The sequence below is a fragment of the Bifidobacterium asteroides genome, from assembly GCF_019469425.1.
Taxonomy (GTDB): Bacteria; Actinomycetota; Actinomycetes; order Actinomycetales; family Bifidobacteriaceae; genus Bombiscardovia; species Bombiscardovia asteroides_I.
Genome location: NZ_CP048272.1, coordinates 1,396,495 through 1,413,831 on the forward strand (window position 1 = coordinate 1,396,495; position 17,337 = coordinate 1,413,831).

The following is a 17,337-nucleotide window of genomic DNA, read 5'->3' on the forward strand; positions in this document are numbered from 1 at the left end:
ACGACGAACGCCAGATACTCGGAAGTCAGGAATTCTGGCGAAAAACGAACGGAAGGACGCACGCATAATCGGAGGTGCTATCCGGCAGTTAATCCACGGTTTCCGGGGAGGTACCCCCCACCTCGGGAGGGACCAATCCCGAATTTTTTTCGACGGGATGAAGACTGGTTTCACGATACTATGAATTGCGCGCCGCTGTCTCTCTTGCTGTCTTGGCTTTGTGGCAAGCGTTCGAAAGCCATTGCAAATTGTCCAGTCTGTTATCGTCGCCCGGGATGATGTGGTCGCAGTCGGTTCCGATGCCGTTGCAGCCTCTGGCATGATGCGTGGCTTGGCATCTGCCGTTCGCTCGGGCTTTGACTTCGGCTCTGATCAGCTGCCAGTCATGGGGCAGCCGGTCATGCCTGCGTGAGGTCTGCCATCTGCTGCGCTTGGTTGGCATGGCTGCTCCTTGGTGGGTAGGTTGGGTCGTATGAAGGGAGGTGATTATATGAACAAGGTCAAGGTGTCGCTGAATCAGCACAGCATAGACCAGATCGGCCAGGTCGCCACACAGGCTTACTCGAGTCAGCTTGGCGATCATTGTGTATTCTGCGGCAAGCCGGTCAAGCACAACCCTGATACCCCTGTCGGGTCGGCACCGGTATGCGCGGAGTGCGCTAAGGAGCACGGGCTTACACCTGATAAGTAGACGCAGGAAGGGCCTTGCCTGGCTCGCATCCAAAGGTTGGGATTGTGGCGTGGCCAGGCAAGGATGATGCCCGCAGTCGGGAAGAAAGGGGAAAACCTGCGGGCAAGTGCTATATCTTGTGCCATGAACATTAACTGGGATGCATGCAGCGCCATAGCCACTGCGGTTGCTACAGCGGTGGCTTTATTCTTGGCTGTTTACAATATCCGCCAAGGCGTAATAAATGAACGCAAGGCCATAGTCGACAAGGCTTTTGGAATCGCTTTACGGCTTGTGGATGTGGCCGGCGATTTCTACATGCCCAGCAACAACTTCTCTCCGTCCCTGGTTGCAATTAAGGGCCGATATCTGATCAGGCTACTTACCATATACGGGTATTCATGCGATGAAGACAAGGTTTTTAATTATGACCTGGAGGAATCTTTTAAGGAACTGGATCGACTCTTTGAACAAATCAAATACAAACAATAAAGGACCGGGCATCTCTGCCTGGCCCTTACTGTAAACCACTGTGTTACGGTGGCATTTGCCGCCTGCATTGGCTCTGACCTGTGCCCGGGGTTTGGGCGTGGTTGCTTGCTGATTCTTCTGTTTGGTGTGTTGTTTTACTGTTTGGCTGGTGTCTTGTTGACGGTGAGTCGGGCGAGCCGGTTGGGGCGGAGGACGCCGAATCCTAGGCGCATGGTGACGCGGATGGCCATGGAGTCGTTGGCGACGTATGCCTGATCGCTGGTGGCGACGGCGGCTTGGCTGGCGGCGCTGAGGACCCGGCTGCTGTCGTTGAGCAGGATGGTGTCTGCTGAGGTCTGCATGTTCAGGATGATGAGGATCCCGTAGATGGCTGGCGTGGGGCTGTTGGCCATGTCGGTGGCGATGAGGGGCCGGTCGTTCCTGTCGGTGAGCTTGAGCAGGCTGGCCCAGGTGCTGTAGCCCATGATGATGCCGGTGGGGCTGCCTCCGTTGTCGCCGACCTTGCCGATGGCGTTCAGGAGGGGGTTGAGCCCTGTGGCGGCGTTGATGTCTCCCGCGTCGATCATGTCGGGGGTCAGGGCCAGGCCTTTGATGCCGGCTTCGTCGCCCTGCAGGAGGAGCCTGTCAGCCTTGTCGGTGATGGCCTTGACCATGCCGGCCTGGATGAGGCTGGTGGTCTGCGTGTAGTCGGCGGCTTCGTTGCTGATGGGGTGAGGATGGCGATCTTGTGGGTGTGCACGTACATTTCGCTCAGGTCGGGGTCGGTTTCCGTGATCCTGGTGCCTTCGGCGACGATGGCCGCGTCCAGCCCGTCCTTGATGTAGGGGATGCGGGCCACGGGCCCGTCGCCGCTGATGGTGCCGCCGACGCTGGTCTGGCTGAAGATGAGCGCGTCGGGCGCGATGGTCTTGGCCGGGTAGAAGGTGGAGCCGGGCCACAGGCCTTCCTTGCCGGTGCCGGTGGTGATGATGTTGGCGTTGTCCGTCATGGTGGTGTTCCTGTTCCGCATGGCGCGTCGGGAACCTGTCCGGGTATGCGGCGGCCATGCTCATGCTGGTTGATGAGTCGATGTTCATGTTCCCGCGCCGGTCTCCCTGGACCCTGGCGCGGCTGGCATGGCCTGCACGCCGCTGAAATTATGTATAAGGTGAGGCATCCGCATGGCCTGCACACAGACACCTCGCCTTATACTCCTCGCGGCCGGCATGGCGCGGGCGCGTTCCACGAGTATGTGGTCGTAGACCATGGGCCGGCCGGGGTGCAGGCTGGTCACGCATTACTTTGCCGCGGTCTTCCTTGAACTCAGCCAAGCACCGGGCCAAGCGCAAACGTGCCGGAACGGTGGCGAACAAGCTTCTATGACAGGTGCCTCAGGTAGAAGGTCAATTAAGTACTCCCCCGACTCAAGCGGAACCAATATCAGTCGCAGCAAAGCATTCCTCAAGCTGGATATGACGGAATCATACAGAGATGCAGCCGGGCGGCGGGGGAAGGGGATCTTAGAGGCAGTAAGTACATACCGGACGCACTTAGACAACAGATTTTAGAGAGGTAGTTGAGGACTGCCAGAGTTTGAAATATGGGCTGAAAACATCAAGTATCAATTGATACCGTTCCGAACTAAAGACATATGTGCTTCCACGATGAGGCGACGTGCAACTGAACGCAATAACGGAGACGGACATAAATACCTGGAACGATGATTCCGACAAAGGCGAAGTACCTTGCAAGTTCAGGACAAACCGCAAATCCAAGCCACTGTCCTCTAGCATTCACAACATAGTGTAAGTTACTTTTGGTAGCTTGTTCCAATATGAGAGGTGGCTACTAAACACCTGTGGCTTACTATCGACCCACTGTCGGGAATCAAACTCCCACGCAAACAGATCACAGATGAAACGGTGTATCTGACATATGTAGAAGCTGAAGACCTGGCAGAGGAAGCAGACAAGATCGATCTACCTATGTCGGATACCTTGGTTCGATTCCTCGCATACGTAAGTCTGTGGATCTGCGAAGCAACAGCACTGAAAGACTCAGATCTAGACTTCAAGAAGCGGCGGGTCAGCGTTCTATGAACCTGAGTGGAAGACAACAAAGGCAGACAGGTCCTAGGATTCCAAAACATGGGGACGCAGGCGGGTAGCGATTCCCTTTTTCCTTGTTCAGGGCAGCCCCCGAAGCCTTCGTTTTCCGAACCAAACACGAAGAACACATCAACATAAAGAACTGGTATAACCGCATCTGGGTGAAAGCGGTGGCCGGGAGCGGACTTGAGATACCTGGGCTCACAATACATAGTCTCCGCCACACTTTCGCATCTCTATCCATCGCTGCAGGGGCAGACGTGAAAACGGTCCAGAACGCCTTGGGTCATGCGGACGCCAGCATAACCCTGAATGTGTATACGTCGCTCTGGCCTGACCATCTGGATGAAGTGGCCGAGATCATGGAACAGCAGCGAGACAGGCAACTGAACTAAAGCATTTTCGCCCGTCGTGTCTAATCGTGTCTGAAAGGGAGTGATCCTGATATTAAATAACCCTTGGAAGCTAATGTTTCCAAGGGTTTCTTGTGCGCCAGACAGGATTCGAACCTGCAACCTGCTGATCCGTAGTCAGCTGCTCTAATCCGTTGGGCTACTGGCGCAAGTCATCTTGACGAGGAACTCGTTTTTGACAACTCATTTATATTACCGCAGTTGTGGATTCTGTCCAGTCTGGTGTGTCGCGTGGAAAGCGGGAAGCCACAGCCTTCAGACCGACTGTGACCAAGACAGCCAGAGCAGATATTCCACATTGCCATGGGCTCCCGTTATGGGAGATGGCATGGTAGCACGGACAGCAAATCCATGCTCACGTGCACAGGCCAAGACCCGCTCCAACGCCTCCTGCCTGCGGTCCTCGTCAGTCACAATGCCATGATGGCCCAGCAGGCTGCGTCCCACCTCGAACTGGGGCTTGACCAGCAGCAGACAGTTGGCAGCAGGTGCCAGCAAGGCAGGTAGGACGGGAATGACATAGGTCAGCGAGATGAAAGACACATCCGAAACCACATATTCCGGATGATACGGCAGATCTCCCGGCTGGACTTCGCGTATGTTGACACCGCTCCTGTCAATCACCCTAGGATCAGCGGCAATCCGTTCCAGCAACTGTCCGTGGCCCACATCAAGGGCGATAACTCGCCTTGCCCCGTGCCTGAGCAGAACGTCAGTGAAACCGCCCGTGGAAGCCCCGATATCGAGACAGAGCCTGTCCTGCGGACCGGGCATCCCCTGCGCCGCAAAAGTCGTCAGGGCGCCCTCCAGTTTCAGCGCTCCCCGGGAGGCATAGTCATCGCCCGGATCCAGAAGAATCACATCGCCTGGCTGGACGCTCTGAGCAGGCTTTGATGCCAGATGATCGTTGACCGTAACCCGGCCCTGCCGAATCAACACCTGGGCTCTGGCACGTGAATCCGTCAGCCCCTGTGCAGACAGGATACGGTCAAGCCGGTCGCGGGTGTGAGCCACAGTCCTTCGACGACCGTCCGCAGCGCTGACGACCGTGTCCTCAACGTTCACTTGCCCTCCCGGTTCAGGTCGTGCTGGAGCCCGGCCAGCACCTTGCCGAGCAGCTCGACCTGTTGGGCATCGTCCAGATCGTCCAATTGAGCCAAATCAGGGAAACGCTCCAAAAGAGGTGCCATGGCCTGCTTATCCATGGGCTCTTCGGGTGCTGAGGCAGTCGTATCCTCATCATCCGCCTGAGAGGACCGTCCAGAACGCCCAGACTCTACAGGCTGCCCGGTCTGGCCAGACTGGGCAGGTGGCCCGTAGTGATTGGACTCCTGGGATGGTCCACTCGCTCCCGGCTGTCCGGAGTCGACCTCTTCCGACATGGCCGCTATGCCCCGACGACGAAGGCGGGCAGATCCAGCGCGTCCATGTCTCCGCCACGATCCTGGTACTCCCAGAGCGCACAGGCGCAGGCCCGCACAGCATCCAGATCGGACAGGGGGTCGCCGCCACCATCAAGAGCATGCAGAGTCACATGCCCGTCATCATCCACCTTTGCGGTTTGGCCGCCGCAGTGCCAGGTCTGGTCGGCCTCCTTACTGGGCTGGGGTTGTGGTGCAGTCAGGCCGCGCAGGTCTTCAGCCAGATAGGTAGGCCGCAACTTGGCCGGTGCAGTCAGAATGGCAGGTGTTCGGGCCACACCCGTCAGGACGAGCATTGAGTCGTACCCGCCCCGGTTGGCTGCCTCGATGTCGGTGTCCAGACGATCGCCCACAGGCAGGCACCGGCCGATGTCCAAGCTCTTCTCCTGGCTGTCGGTCAACAGCTGCCGTGCCTCGTCGTACATGGCCGATTCCGGCTTGCCGGCCGAGTCCTCCGGCTGCTTGCCAGTAGCCAGAATCACCGGTTGGAGCATAGCCCCATTCCCGGGCGCCATGCCACCTTCGCGGGGCAGGGTCTGATCCTTGTTGGTAGTGAAGTAGCGTGCACCGTTTTCGATGGCAAAGGCGGCCTGGGCCAGGTCCTGCCAGCTCAGCTCGGGATACCAGGCCTGAATGACGGCCTCTGGCTTATCTGCGGCCTTGTTTACCGGCACCATTCCGTTAAGGCGGATCTGATCACGTAGATGATCGGATCCAATGACGAGCACCCTGGCTCCCTCCTGCAGGTGTCGGCGTAGCATTCGTGCGGCGACTACGGCCGAGGTGATGACCTGGCCATCGTCCAGGGTCAGACCGAACCCGCGCAGCTGATCGGCCACTACATGGGGAAACCGGGATGCATTGTTGGTGGTGTAGGCCATGCGCATGCCGAGCGTCTGAGCGCGGTCGATGCCCTCGGCCGCATGCTCAACAGGGTCAGCACCCCGGTAGACCACCCCATCCAGGTCAAGCAGTGCCAGATGATAGGTCTTTGCCGGAGCGTCGCCAGTTCCTTTGAGGAATACGGTCACTATTCAGTCCTAGCTTCATCAGACGTATCGGACTCATTGACCTGCTCATCCTTGGCCTGTTCAGTTTCATGATCGATAGTGCCTGCCTCGGATCCTGCAGCCTGGACAGTCGCGTCACCGTTGTCAGCAGCAGATTTATCGGCGACAGCCACGTCAGCTTCGCTACCGTTCTGGTCACTTTGAGACCCATCGTCCGAAGTTTCTGCATCAAGGCGAGAGGACTCCCCCCCGGGTTGCTTCACAGTATCTGACGATTCCGGCACTTCAGATTCCGACACTTCAGATGAAGCAGTTGAGTCGGACGAACCAGTCGAATCAACCGCGTCGGATGTATCAGTCGAATCAGATGTATCAGTCGAATCGGATGAGTCACCAGTGTCAGTTGAGTCCGCTGAATCGTCCGAAGCAACTGATTCTGGAGATTCCTCAACCAGGCTGTCATCGGCACCCTGATCGGATGCATCAGTGACATCAGACTCAGCGGCCTCAGTCTCAACTTCAGCCTCATCCGAGTCATCCTCGCCGCCATCCGGGTCAATGGAGAGATCCTCCATCATGGCCGGATCCAGGTGCTCCAGGTCGTAGTCAATCAGGATTTCCTCGGACTGTCCGCCATTCTGGCCGTCCTCGTCCTCATCCTCGTCGGCATACTCCGCTTCCAGCCGATCCAGCAGGGGTTCCAGCTCCAGGGCCTCCTGGCTGCGTCCAGCCTGTTCGAGGAAGTTCTGCTCGGCCTGCACAGCGCGCATCCGATAATCGCCGCTGAGCCCACGGGCCTTGACCAGGGCCTGAACAGTCTCGATGGCCTTGTCCCACAGGCCCAAATCGCCCAAAGCTCCGGCATAGACCAGGAACATCTCCGCCTTGGACTCGCCCTGCAGCTGACTGCCCTCCTCGGAGGTGGCCTCCTCAATGGCCTTGCGGGGATTGCCCAGACCCCGCTCGCAGTCGGCGATGAAGGGCAGGTAATCAGAATAGCCGTTCATGCGGTGTGCGGTGCGGAACTCCTTCAAGGCCAGCTTGTAGTCGCCCTGACGGTAAGCCACCAGGGCCAGCGTCTCACGAGCAAGATCGATCCGCGAGGCCTGCCGGGCAGCCCACTTGGCATGAGCCAGAGCCCCCTGGGGATCGGTCTCCTCCAGCGCGTAGGCGGCCAGAATGTGCAGGCCGATGTTCTCCGCGTGCTCCTTGCTCAGTCCGCGCAGGCGCAGACGGTCATCCTTGGAGAGCATGGACCATTCCAGGCCCTTGGGCATCTTGGGCTCGCCAGGCCGACGATCCGTGTAGGGGTTCTGCGAGGGGTAGGAGATGGTGCCGTCTGAGTTGCGGCGACCGCGGTCATAGCCATTCTGACGGTCACGCTGATAGACTCCGCGGCGATCATCACGACGACGGTCATCGTGACCATGCTGGCCCTGGTACCTGTCGCCATGGGAACGGTCGCCCCGATAGCCGCCTTGACGATGGTCGTCACGGGAACGGTCGCCATAGGAGCGATTGCCATAGGAACGATTCCCACGCGAACGGTCCTGACGTGGACGGTCATCCCGGGAGCGGTTGTTCCATGGACGATCCCCGCCGGACCGCTCATCCTGTCGACGACCAAACCTACGGTCGTCACCCTGACGGCGGTCACCGTGGAAGCCCTGACCACGATCACGGTCACGGTCATGCCGCTGGTAGCCACGTCCGGAACGACGTTCGCCATATCCCGACCGACCGCGGTCGTTGTCATGATCACGATGCCCGTATCCGCCATGCCCATTGGCATGGAAGTCACGACGTGGACGGTCTCCATCCTGCCGACGGCCATGGCGATCCCGGTCGGAATCCCTGCGGAAGCCGCCGTGACCATCCTGACGGTCATGCCTGTATCCGCGATTGTCACGGTCGAACCGGTCGTGCCCTCGCCCGCGGAAGGGCCTCTGGCCATTCCTGTTCTCGGAACGACGCTCCTCGCCGCCTTCGCCGTCATGGTTGTGGAAGTTGCCGGAACGGTGACCTCCTGAACGATATCCTCCGGAGCGGTACCCGCCCGAGTGAGAACCGCCCTTGTGGAAGCCCGAAGAGCGATGGCCGCCCGACCGGAAGCCGCCTGGGCGCGAACCGCCCCGGCCCCGTCCGCGATCGCCCCGGGAATGATTGTGTTCTTCTGCCATCAGTATCCTTAATTCCTACGTTCCTACTTGCCGGCCCGGCGCTCAAGTGCGCCCAGGGCCTTCTTTCCTCTGCGAACCAGGGCGAAGCGCCCATGCAGAAAGTCCTTGTTCTCCAAAACCTGATCCGGATCCTCGACCCGCTGGTTATTCAGGTAGAAACCGCCCGAGGCCACAGTCTTACGAGCCTCGGAGACCGAACGGAAGAGCCCGGCCGCGACTCCGGCCTCAACCAGACGTTGACCCTCGCTGGCTGTAGGCAGGGCTCGTCCGCCTTGACCATCATCGACCTTGAGACCGTCCAGCGCGGAATCCATCACATCCTCGTCCAGCTCCTCCAGGGTCTTGCCACGACCGAAGAGGGCACCCGAGGCATCAATGGCCCCCTGGGCGGCATGCTCGCCGTGCACATAGGAGGTCACCTGCCAGGCCAGGACCTTCTGGGCCTCGCGAGCGCCAGGATCCTGGGCGGTCCGCTCCTCAAGACGCTCGATCTCGGCCTTGGGCAGGAAGGTGAAGGTCTTCAGCAACTTGACCACCTGGTCGTCAGGCTGGTTGAACCAGAACTGGTAGAAGCGGTAGGGGCTGAACATGGTGGGATCCAGCCAGACCGCGTTGCCCTCGGACTTGCCGAACTTCTTGCCCTGGGAGTCCGTGATCAACGGGCTGGTCATAACGTTGACAGAGGCATTGCGCACCTTGCGGATCAGGTCCAGACCGCTGGTCAGGTTCCCCCACTGGTCGCTGCCGCCCAGCTGCAGACTGCATCCGTAGCGGTCGAAGAGCTCCAGGAAGTCGTTGCCCTGGAGCACCTGGTAGCTGAACTCGGTAAAGGAGATGCCCTCGTCGGAATTCAGACGGCGGGCCACCGTGTCCTTGGCCAGCATGGTGCCCATGCGGAAGTTCTTGCCCACATCGCGCAGGAAGTCGATGGTGCTCATGGACCCGGTCCACTCATAATTATTGACGAACCGGACGGGGTTGTCCCCCTCGGTGTCCAGGAAGCGTCCGATCTGTCCACGCAGGCGCTCGGTCCATTCGGCCACGGTCTGCTTGGGATTCAGGGTGCGCTCACCCGACTGCCGAGGGTCGCCGATAAGCCCCGTGGCCCCGCCCACAACGGCGATGGGATGCAGACCGGCCGCCTGCAGGTGGCGCATGTTGAGCAACTGGACCAGATTGCCCACGTGCAGAGAGGGAGCTGTGGGGTCGAATCCGCAATAATAGGTCACCGAGGGGTCGGACAGCACCTTCCTGAGCTCGGACTCGTCCGTGCACTGGGCAATGAGACCGCGCCACTTGAGTTCGTCGAAAAGCGAGTCGAAACCCGCCTGCCTGAAATCGGTGACCTGCGACATGAGAGGCTACTCCCTATCGAATACTTGATGAATGTATGCTAAACCCTACTATTCTTGCAACAGATACCGACACGGCAGAGCCCCGGACCGCCGCAGACAAGGCCTCACCAAGCAGGAATCCCCAGGGGGCGAAACCGGATAATCACTGTGAATCGACCACTGCGGATTGGTGATTAACCGCTGGCCGCTTTTGCCAAGACGGGGCGGCCGGCTGAATCCTCTCAGCAAAACCACCGCGTCTAAGTCAGGAACGCGCAGACACAGACAACTGATTGATCAGGTCTTGAGGGATGTGGTCGACCACGCAGGCGGCCATGCGCCGGTAACCTTCAACCCCCGGATGAAAGTGATCGATGCCCCAGAAGTCGGGTCGATCGGTGCCGACATCGTCGCGGGTGGCATCCACGAAGGGCACCGAGGCATCTTGACAGACCTGACGACTGGTCTGAGTCTGGCGGGCTATCCTACGCTCCACCTCGGCCCTGAGTGCCCGGCCCAGGGCAGGATCCCGATAAAGTTGACCGGAGCTCAGGACCAGCACCTGGCGACCCTTGTTTTTGGCCAGCTCAATGCTGGCAGCTAGGTCATCCCGCCACTGCTCATCGGTGCGATTGGCCATGATGTCGTTGGATCCTGCACACAGGACCAGCAGATCGGGATGGTCCTGCAGGGCGGGCAGGAACCGGTAGCGCACCCTGCGGATGGTGGCCCCCAGCCGACCCTGGGTCGACCAGGATACCGGACGCCCCAGCCGGGTGGCCAGGCAGGCGGCTATGTCAGGAACAAAGCCCTGGCTCTGGTCCTTCACCCCGCAGCCGACCGCCATGGAGTCGCCCACCACCAGCATGGTCAGCGGCTCTAGGTCGCGGCCTTGGTCCGGAGGCGAGCACAGCCCCTGGCGGGAACCGGGGGGCTCCTTGGCCAGAGTGATGTGCTGTTTGGCCCACCAAGCCTGGACCAGTGCCACCGGATTCATGATCGCCGCCGCCTTTCGCTGTTTGCCGTTCACCTTGAGGGATTGCCGTTGGGCATTCTAGCGCGGCCATCGGTCCGACGCAGACCAGAAAGATCACCTGGGAGGACGGTAGGCAGGCCCATCAGACTGCGAGTCGGCGAAGGTCTTCAGTTCTTCCAGCGCACGTGCAGCCTGGTCCATCTGCTCCTTGACCCTCTCCGGTGCAGTGCCTCCCTGGCCCCGGCGAGCGCGCACGGCTCCCCCGGCGGTCAGGACCGAGCGAACCTCTGGAGCCCGATCTGCGGGCACCCAGTCAGCGAAGACCTTGACGAAATCGTCGTCATCCAGGTCAGCCAGCTCACAACCACGACCCTCGGCCAGCTTGACGCAGGCCCCGGAGAGTTCGTGGGCATGCCGGAAGGGCACACCCTGCCTGACCAGCCACTCGGCCAGGTCGGTGGCCAGGGCGAATCCTGTGGGGGCCTGCTCCTCCAGGCGGTCCTTGTTGAAGGTCAAGGTGGCGACCATGCCGGCAAAGGCGGGAAGCAGGACTTCCAGGGTGTCCACCTGGTCGAAGACCACCTCCTTGTCCTCCTGCAGATCGCGCGCATAGGCCGTCGGCAACCCCTTGAGGGTGGTCAGCAGGCCAGCCAGATCACCGACCAACCGACCGGCCTTGCCACGAGCCAGCTCAGCCACGTCCGGATTCTTCTTCTGAGGCATGATGGAGGAACCGGTCGAATAGCCGTCGTGCAGGCGAACGAAGGCGAACTCCTGGGTGTTCCAGATGATGATCTCCTCAGCCAGCCTGGACAGGTCCACGCCGATCATGGCAGCGACGAAGGCGAACTCGGCCACCACATCCCTGGCGGCGGTCCCGTCGATGGAGTTGGCGCAGACCCGGCTGAAGCCCAGATCCCGGGCCACCGGCAGGGGGTCCAGACCCAGGGTGGTGCCGGCGAGCGCGCCAGATCCATATGGGCTGGCATCGACACGCTTATCCCAGTCCCTCAGGCGTTCCAGGTCACGGACAAGAGGCCAGACATGGGCCATGAGTTGGTGGGCCAGCAGGACGGGTTGGGCGTGCTGCATATGGGTGCGGCCGGGCATGACCGTAGTTCCCGCAGCCTGAGCCTGATCCATCAGAGCCTGGGCCGTGCTCAGCAGGTCCTTGGCCAGCACCCGGGCGTGGCGACGAAGCCAGATCCGAATGAGGGTGGCGATCTGATCGTTGCGCGAGCGCCCGGCCCGCAGCTTGCCGCCCAGCTGGTCCCCCGCTATGTCAATGAGGCCGCGCTCCAGGGCCGTGGCCTCATCCTCGTCGCCAGGCTCAGGGGCGAAAGCGCCGGAGTCCACCTGGTCCTGGAGTTCATCCAGAGCCTGCTCCATACGTGCCAGCTCGCCATCATCCAGCAGTCCAGCACGGTTGAGGGCCCGTGCGTGGGCTCGGGAACCAGCCAGGTCGTCGTCGGCCAGCCGCCAGTCGAACTGGGTGGATCGGCTGAGCTCGACCAGGGCCGGCGAGGGCCCACTGCTGAAACGCCCGCCCCAGAGGGCCATGGGCTTGTCGCCGCTGCTCACTGCTCTTGTCCGTCCTGTTCTTGTCCGTCCTGTGCGATGCCGTTGCCGAAGCGCATGTCACGGGCGGCGGCCACCTTGTCTGCCAGGCCGTAGATGGCGATGAACCCGTTTGAGGCGTTCTGGTCGAAGCTGTCGCCGGACTCATAGGTGGCCAGGCTGTAGTCGTAGAGGGAACTGTCGGAGTGCCGGCCGGTGACCACGGCCCGTCCCCCGTGCATGACCATGCGGATGCGACCGGAGACATAGCGTTGGGTCTCTTCAATGAAGGCGTTCAGTGAACGGACGGCAGGCGAGTACCACTGGGCGTCGTAGACCAGCTCGCCCCAGCGCTTGTCGATGTCGCGCTTGATCCGGTGCTGTTCGCGCTCCAGGCAGCAATTCTCCAGCTCCTGGTGGGCGGTGATCAGAGCCACGGCCCCAGGTGCCTCATAGAGCTCGCGGGACTTGATGCCCACCAGCCTGTCCTCGATCAGATCCACACGTCCGATCCCCTGGGCCCCGGCCCGGCGGTTCATCTCCTCGATGGCCTCCAGAGGGGTGACGGCCCTGCCGTCGATGCGCACGGGGATGCCCTGTTCGAAGTCGATGGTCACCTCGTCCTCGACCGGTGGGAAGGCCGGATCATCGGTGTAGGAGTAGACATCCTTGGTGGGTCCATTCCAGGGATCCTCCAGGTACCCGGTCTCGATGGCCCGTCCCCAGACATTCTGGTCGATGGAATAGGGGCTCTCCTCGGTCTGTTCGATGGGCAGGTGGTGCTCCTTGGCGTAGGCGATCTCCACATCGCGCATCAATCCCAGGTCGCGGATGGGGCTGATGGCCTTCAGCGAGGGGTCGATGGACATGATGGAGACCTCGAAACGGACCTGGTCGTTGCCCTTGCCGGTGCAGCCGTGGGCTATGGTATCGGCACCGTACTGGTGGGCCGCCTGGACCAGATGCTTGGTGATCAGCGGCCTGGAGATGGCCGAGACCAGCGGGTAGACGCCCTCGTACATGGCATTGGCCTTGAGCGCCAGCATGCAATAATCCCTGGCGAACTCGTCCCGGGCATCCACCACGACGGACTCGACGGCCCCGCAGTCCAGGGCCCGCTGGCGGATGGTCTGCAGACGCTCGCCGCCCTGGCCCACATCCAGGGAGACGGCCACCACATCCTTGCCGGTGCGCTCCTTGAGGTAGGGAATGGACACCGAGGTGTCCAGGCCGCCCGAGTAGGCCAGCACGATGCGATTGTTTTCGGTCATGGCGATCCTCTTTCCTTCTAATTTCACATTTGCAGATATTCAGTTCGTGCCTTCTGCGATCATCGGGCCCTGGCATCCTCCTGGCCGGAGACGATGGTCATGAGCCAGTCGGCCCGGGATGATGCCGCCTCATCGTCGGCTGCGATGATCAGAATCGTGTCGTCCCCGGCTATGGTGCCCAGGATGCCCTTGATGGGCTGGCGGTCCAGGGCGGAAGCCGCATACTGGGCGGCGCCGGCCGGGGTTCTGACCACCAGCAGGTTGCGGGCACGGGCCACCGAGGTGATCAGCCCGGTCAGGATCTTGGCCAGGTAGGCATCGGTCTTGTTCTCCCCCTCGACCTCAGGCCCCTCGGCTGCAGCGGCCTCCATGGCCTGCTGATCGGTGGTGGCGGGAATCCAATAGGCCATGCTCCCGTCTGCATAACGCAGCTTGGTGGCGTGCAGGTCGTCCAGGTCCCGGCTCAGTGTGGCCTGGGTCACCTCGATGCCCTGCTCGGCCAAGAGGGACGACAGCTGCTGCTGGGAGTTGACCCGATGTCGGTTCAGGGCCTGGCGGATGGCGTCCAGCCGGGCCACCTTGGTCGTCGGCCGCATCAGCACACCCCCTGCAGGAGGGATTCGTCGCCCCGGGAGCGGGCCACCAGCCAGGTCATCAGTGCCTTCTGGGCATGCAACCGGTTTTCAGCCTCGTCCCAGACCACGGACTGGGGGCCATCGATGACCTCGGCCGTCACCTCCCGGCCCCTGTAGGCGGGCAGGCAGTGCTGGAAGAGGGCATCCGGGCGGGCATGGGCCATAAGTCGGGCGTTGACCTGATAGGGCAGGAAGGGACGGGAGCGGATGGCATACTGGTCCTCTTCGCCCATGGAGACCCAGGTGTCGGTGAAGACGCATTCAGCATCCTCCACGGCCTGGACCGGATCCGTGGTTACCAGAATGGATCCTCCGTTTTCAGCGGCCAGTGTCCGCGCCTGTTCCACCAGGCTCGGATCTGGCAGGAAGCCGTGGGGGCCGGCAATCCGCACGTTCATGCCGGCCACCGCCCCGCCCAGCAGATAGGAGTTGGCCATGTTGTTGGCTGCGTCGCCCAAATACGCGATGGTCATGCCAGCCAGGGCGTCGACCCCGCCACGGTGCTGGGCCAGGGTCAGGAAGTCGGCCAGGACCTGGCAGGGGTGGAAGGAGTCTGTCAGCGCGTTGATGACGGGCACATTGGCATGGGCGGCCATGGTCTCCACCCGATCCTGTCCGAAGGTGCGCCAGACTATGGCGGATGTCATCCGCGTCAGCACCTTGGCGGTGTCCGCCACGGGCTCGCCACGGCCCAGCTGCGAACCAGGACTGTCGATGACCATGGGGTAGCCGCCCAGCTGGGCCACGCCTACGCAGAAACTGGTTCTGGTGCGCGTGCTGGGCTTGTCGAAGATGATCGCCACGGCTTGAGGACCCTGGAACGGCCTGGACAAATAGGGATTGGCCCTGAAGGCCATGCCCAGCCGAAGCACCTCCAGCTGCTCCTCGTGGTTGAGGTCGTCGTCACGAAGCATGTGCCGCAAACCGCTGTTCATCTCTGCCTCCCTTACCGTGTCATCACGATTGTCTCTGAATGCTGCAAATCACCGATTACTCTGCGACGGATCCATGTCCCCGAGACGGATCGGGATCTTGGAGAGAATGTCGACAGCCAGATCGATCTGATCGGCCTGGATGATCAGCGGCGGCGCCAGGCGCAGGGCATCAGGGGCCACGGGATTGACTATCAGCCCATGGTCCAGGCACCAGGCAGCCACCTTGCTGGCACAGGGGGAGCTCAGCTGGACGGCATCCAGCAGACCCCTGCCTCTGACCGAAGTGAAGAGGGGGTTGCCGCAGGCGGCTATGCCATCGCGCAGCCTCTTGCCCATCTGCTCCGCCCGTTCCAACAGGCCCTCCTGCTGGATGGTCTCCAGGGTGGTCAGCGCCAGGGCCGATCCCAGGGGATTGCCGCCGAAGGTGGAACCGTGCGTGCCAGGGGTCAGCAGACCAGAGGGCCCGGAACCGAAGGTGATCATCCCGCCCATGGGAAAGCCGCCGGCCACCCCCTTGGCAAAGGTGAGCACATCAGGGCAGGCACCGCCGGACAGGCTCTGATCCTGGAAGGCGAACCAGTAGCCGGTTCTGCCCATGCCGGTCTGCACCTCGTCAAGAATCATCAATGCACCATGCCGGCTGCAGAGCTCACGCACCTTTTGCACATAGTCGGGCTCCAGCGGCAGCACGCCAGCCTCACCCTGGATGAGTTCCAGTATGACAGCGGCCACCGGCTGGTCGGAAGCCTCTTCTCCGGAGAAGGCCTCCTCCAGGGCTTCGGGGTCGCCGGAGGGCAGGAAGCCCATACCCGGCACCAGAGGCTGGAAGGGCTCGCGGATGGCAGGCTTCCAGGTCAGGCTCAGGGAGCCCATGCTGCGACCGTGAAAACTGTGGGTCAGGGCCAGGATCCGCCCGGGATGGCCGCCCATGCGAGTGCCATGCAGCCGGGCCAGCTTGATGGCCGCCTCATTGGCCTCGGTTCCGGAGTTGCAGAAGAAGACGCGTGAACCATCCGGGGCCTGGGCCAGCCCCAGCAGCCGCTCGGCCAGTTCAATCTGAGGCCGGGAGGCGAAGAAGTTGCTGATATGGGCCATCTTGCCGGCCTGCTGGGCCAGGGTCTTGTTCCAGGCCGGATGGGCATAGCCCAGGGCGTTGACCGCGATCCCTGCCAACATGTCCAGATAGCGGTTGCCGTCGATGTCCCATATCCATGCGCCTTGGCCGTGGTCCATGACCCTGCCCGGCCTTCCGAAGACCTGCATGTGGACATGGTCATAGCGATCGGCCCATTGGCGACTCCGGGGACCCTCTACCGTTTCGGCTGGCTCCGCGACGTTGGCGCAATGTTGATCAGCCTTGTTCATGGCTCCTCCTCATGACCATTTCATGACCCGGCACAACCACGGTGCCGATCCCGTTTTGGGTGAAGATTTCGGTGAGCATGGAGTGCGGCTGTCGCCCGTCAATGATGTGGGCCTGGCTGACTCCGGCACGCACAGCCTGCAGGCAGGCCTCCATCTTGGGACGCATCCCCGCCTTCATGTCTCCGAGCAGACCATCCAAACGATCCACGCCAATGCTGGAAACCAGGGAATCGGTCTGAGGCCAGTTGGCATAGAGTCCCTCGACATCGGTAAGAATGACCAGTTTTCTGGCGCCCAAGGCCGCAGCCAGGGCAGAGGCGGCGGCGTCGGCATTCACGTTGAGCACCTGGGTGGCGTCCTGCTCGTCCGGGGCCACAGAGGAGACCACAGGAATCCGCCCAGCATCAATCAGATCCTCCACGGCCGAAGCATCCACAGCCACGACTTCGCCCACCAGGCCCAAGTCCACCGGGTGACCATCCACCATAGCGGTACGACGGGCAGCGCTGAACAGACCGGCATCTTCTCCAGACAGACCGACGGCCATGGGACCATGGGCATTGATGGCACCGACCAAATCCCTGCCCACCTGACCGGTCAGGACCATGCGGACCACCTTCATGATTTCCGGCGTGGTCACCCGAAGACCACCGCGGAACACCGAGGGGATACCCAGGGCCTGAAGCATGTCAGAGATCTGGGGGCCTCCCCCATGGACAACCACCGGGTGCATGCCAACCTGCCGCAGGAAGACCATGTCCTGAGCAAAGCACTGGCGCAGGTGGTCATCAACCATGGCATGGCCGCCGTATTTGACCACGATCCGCTGACCTGCAAACTCCTCCAGCCAGGGCAGGGCCTCGATCAGCACTTGGGCTTTGCTGACATCGTCCAAGAACCGTTCTGCTTCTGCCTCCTGCTCGCCGTCTGCCATCCTTTTCCCTTTCCTCATTGCCGCTTCTGCCTCCGGTGCCTCACGCTCGTGCGCACA

General features: G+C 61.5%; 18 protein-coding genes and 1 tRNA gene. 4 read left to right on the forward strand and 15 right to left on the reverse strand.

Going from position 1 to position 17,337, the window contains the following annotated elements; all coding sequences use genetic code 11:
• The first annotated feature begins 490 nt into the window (after window positions 1-490).
• A complete protein-coding gene (locus tag GYM67_RS05705; protein WP_220236013.1) occupies window positions 491-691 on the forward strand; it encodes a hypothetical protein in 201 nt (66 codons plus the stop codon).
• Window positions 692-727: 36 nt separating this feature from the next.
• Window positions 728-1,162, forward strand: coding sequence for a hypothetical protein (locus tag GYM67_RS05710; protein ID WP_220236014.1), 435 nt, complete (start codon window positions 728-730; stop codon window positions 1,160-1,162).
• Window positions 1,163-1,296: 134 nt separating this feature from the next.
• Here the strand turns inward: GYM67_RS05710 and GYM67_RS09260 are convergent, their stop codons facing one another.
• A complete protein-coding gene (locus tag GYM67_RS09260) occupies window positions 1,297-1,815 on the reverse strand; it encodes a phage major capsid protein (protein WP_258561452.1) in 519 nt (172 codons plus the stop codon).
• Window positions 1,737-2,150, reverse strand: coding sequence for a hypothetical protein (locus GYM67_RS09265; RefSeq protein ID WP_258561453.1), 414 nt, complete (start codon window positions 2,148-2,150; stop codon window positions 1,737-1,739). Before GYM67_RS09265 ends, GYM67_RS09260 begins: the two co-directional genes overlap by 79 nt.
• Window positions 2,151-2,982: 832 nt before the next feature.
• On the opposite strand from GYM67_RS09265, the gene GYM67_RS05720 reads away from it, so the two are divergent.
• Both GYM67_RS05720 and GYM67_RS05725 read left to right on the forward strand, forming a co-directional pair.
• Window positions 2,983-3,240, forward strand: a complete 258-nt coding sequence (locus GYM67_RS05720; RefSeq protein WP_220236016.1) for a hypothetical protein — start codon at window positions 2,983-2,985, stop codon at window positions 3,238-3,240.
• Window positions 3,241-3,323: 83 nt separating this feature from the next.
• Entirely contained in the window at window positions 3,324-3,644 is a 321-nt protein-coding gene (locus GYM67_RS05725) for a tyrosine-type recombinase/integrase (RefSeq protein ID WP_220236017.1), read from the forward strand.
• A gap of 93 nt (window positions 3,645-3,737) precedes the next feature.
• Here GYM67_RS05725 and GYM67_RS05730 read toward each other — a convergent pair.
• From GYM67_RS05730 to argB, 13 genes are all read right to left on the reverse strand, one after another.
• A tRNA-Arg gene (locus tag GYM67_RS05730) sits at window positions 3,738-3,811 on the reverse strand.
• Between the two features lie 106 nt (window positions 3,812-3,917).
• Window positions 3,918-4,676 carry a TlyA family RNA methyltransferase gene (locus tag GYM67_RS05735; RefSeq protein WP_220237430.1) on the reverse strand — a complete coding sequence of 253 codons (759 nt, stop codon included), beginning with the start codon at window positions 4,674-4,676 and terminating at the stop codon, window positions 3,918-3,920.
• 47 nt (window positions 4,677-4,723) lie between these two features.
• Complete coding sequence (locus GYM67_RS05740; protein WP_220236018.1) at window positions 4,724-5,044, reverse strand: hypothetical protein; 321 nt, start codon at window positions 5,042-5,044, stop codon at window positions 4,724-4,726.
• Window positions 5,045-5,049: 5 nt separating this feature from the next.
• Window positions 5,050-6,114, reverse strand: coding sequence for an HAD-IIA family hydrolase (locus tag GYM67_RS05745; protein ID WP_220236019.1), 1,065 nt, complete (start codon window positions 6,112-6,114; stop codon window positions 5,050-5,052).
• Window positions 6,114-8,273, reverse strand: a complete 2,160-nt coding sequence (locus GYM67_RS05750; RefSeq protein ID WP_309485621.1) for a helicase — start codon at window positions 8,271-8,273, stop codon at window positions 6,114-6,116. Before GYM67_RS05750 ends, GYM67_RS05745 begins: the two co-directional genes overlap by 1 nt.
• Window positions 8,274-8,296: 23 nt before the next feature.
• Window positions 8,297-9,628, reverse strand: a complete 1,332-nt coding sequence (gene tyrS, locus GYM67_RS05755) for a tyrosine--tRNA ligase (protein ID WP_220236020.1) — start codon at window positions 9,626-9,628, stop codon at window positions 8,297-8,299.
• Between the two features lie 244 nt (window positions 9,629-9,872).
• Entirely contained in the window at window positions 9,873-10,604 is a 732-nt protein-coding gene (locus GYM67_RS05760) for an SGNH/GDSL hydrolase family protein (protein ID WP_198187273.1), read from the reverse strand.
• Between the two features lie 93 nt (window positions 10,605-10,697).
• Window positions 10,698-12,164, reverse strand: a complete 1,467-nt coding sequence (argH, locus tag GYM67_RS05765; protein WP_220236021.1) for an argininosuccinate lyase — start codon at window positions 12,162-12,164, stop codon at window positions 10,698-10,700.
• Window positions 12,161-13,411 carry an argininosuccinate synthase gene (locus GYM67_RS05770; RefSeq protein WP_198182566.1) on the reverse strand — a complete coding sequence of 417 codons (1,251 nt, stop codon included), beginning with the start codon at window positions 13,409-13,411 and terminating at the stop codon, window positions 12,161-12,163. Before GYM67_RS05770 ends, argH begins: the two co-directional genes overlap by 4 nt.
• Before the next feature lie 59 nt (window positions 13,412-13,470).
• The gene (locus tag GYM67_RS05775; protein ID WP_220236022.1) at window positions 13,471-14,007 is read right to left on the reverse strand and encodes an arginine repressor; all 537 of its coding nucleotides are present in this window, start codon (window positions 14,005-14,007) and stop codon (window positions 13,471-13,473) included.
• Window positions 14,007-14,981: an ornithine carbamoyltransferase gene (gene argF, locus GYM67_RS05780; protein WP_220236023.1), complete on the reverse strand. Its 975-nt coding sequence runs from the start codon at window positions 14,979-14,981 to the stop codon at window positions 14,007-14,009. The genes GYM67_RS05775 and argF overlap by 1 nt, the downstream gene beginning before the upstream one ends.
• 48 nt (window positions 14,982-15,029) lie before the next feature.
• A complete protein-coding gene (locus tag GYM67_RS05785; protein ID WP_220236024.1) occupies window positions 15,030-16,346 on the reverse strand; it encodes an acetylornithine transaminase in 1,317 nt (438 codons plus the stop codon).
• The gene (argB, locus tag GYM67_RS05790) at window positions 16,333-17,280 is read right to left on the reverse strand and encodes an acetylglutamate kinase (RefSeq protein ID WP_220236025.1); all 948 of its coding nucleotides are present in this window, start codon (window positions 17,278-17,280) and stop codon (window positions 16,333-16,335) included. Before argB ends, GYM67_RS05785 begins: the two co-directional genes overlap by 14 nt.
• Window positions 17,281-17,337: the final 57 nt, after the last annotated feature.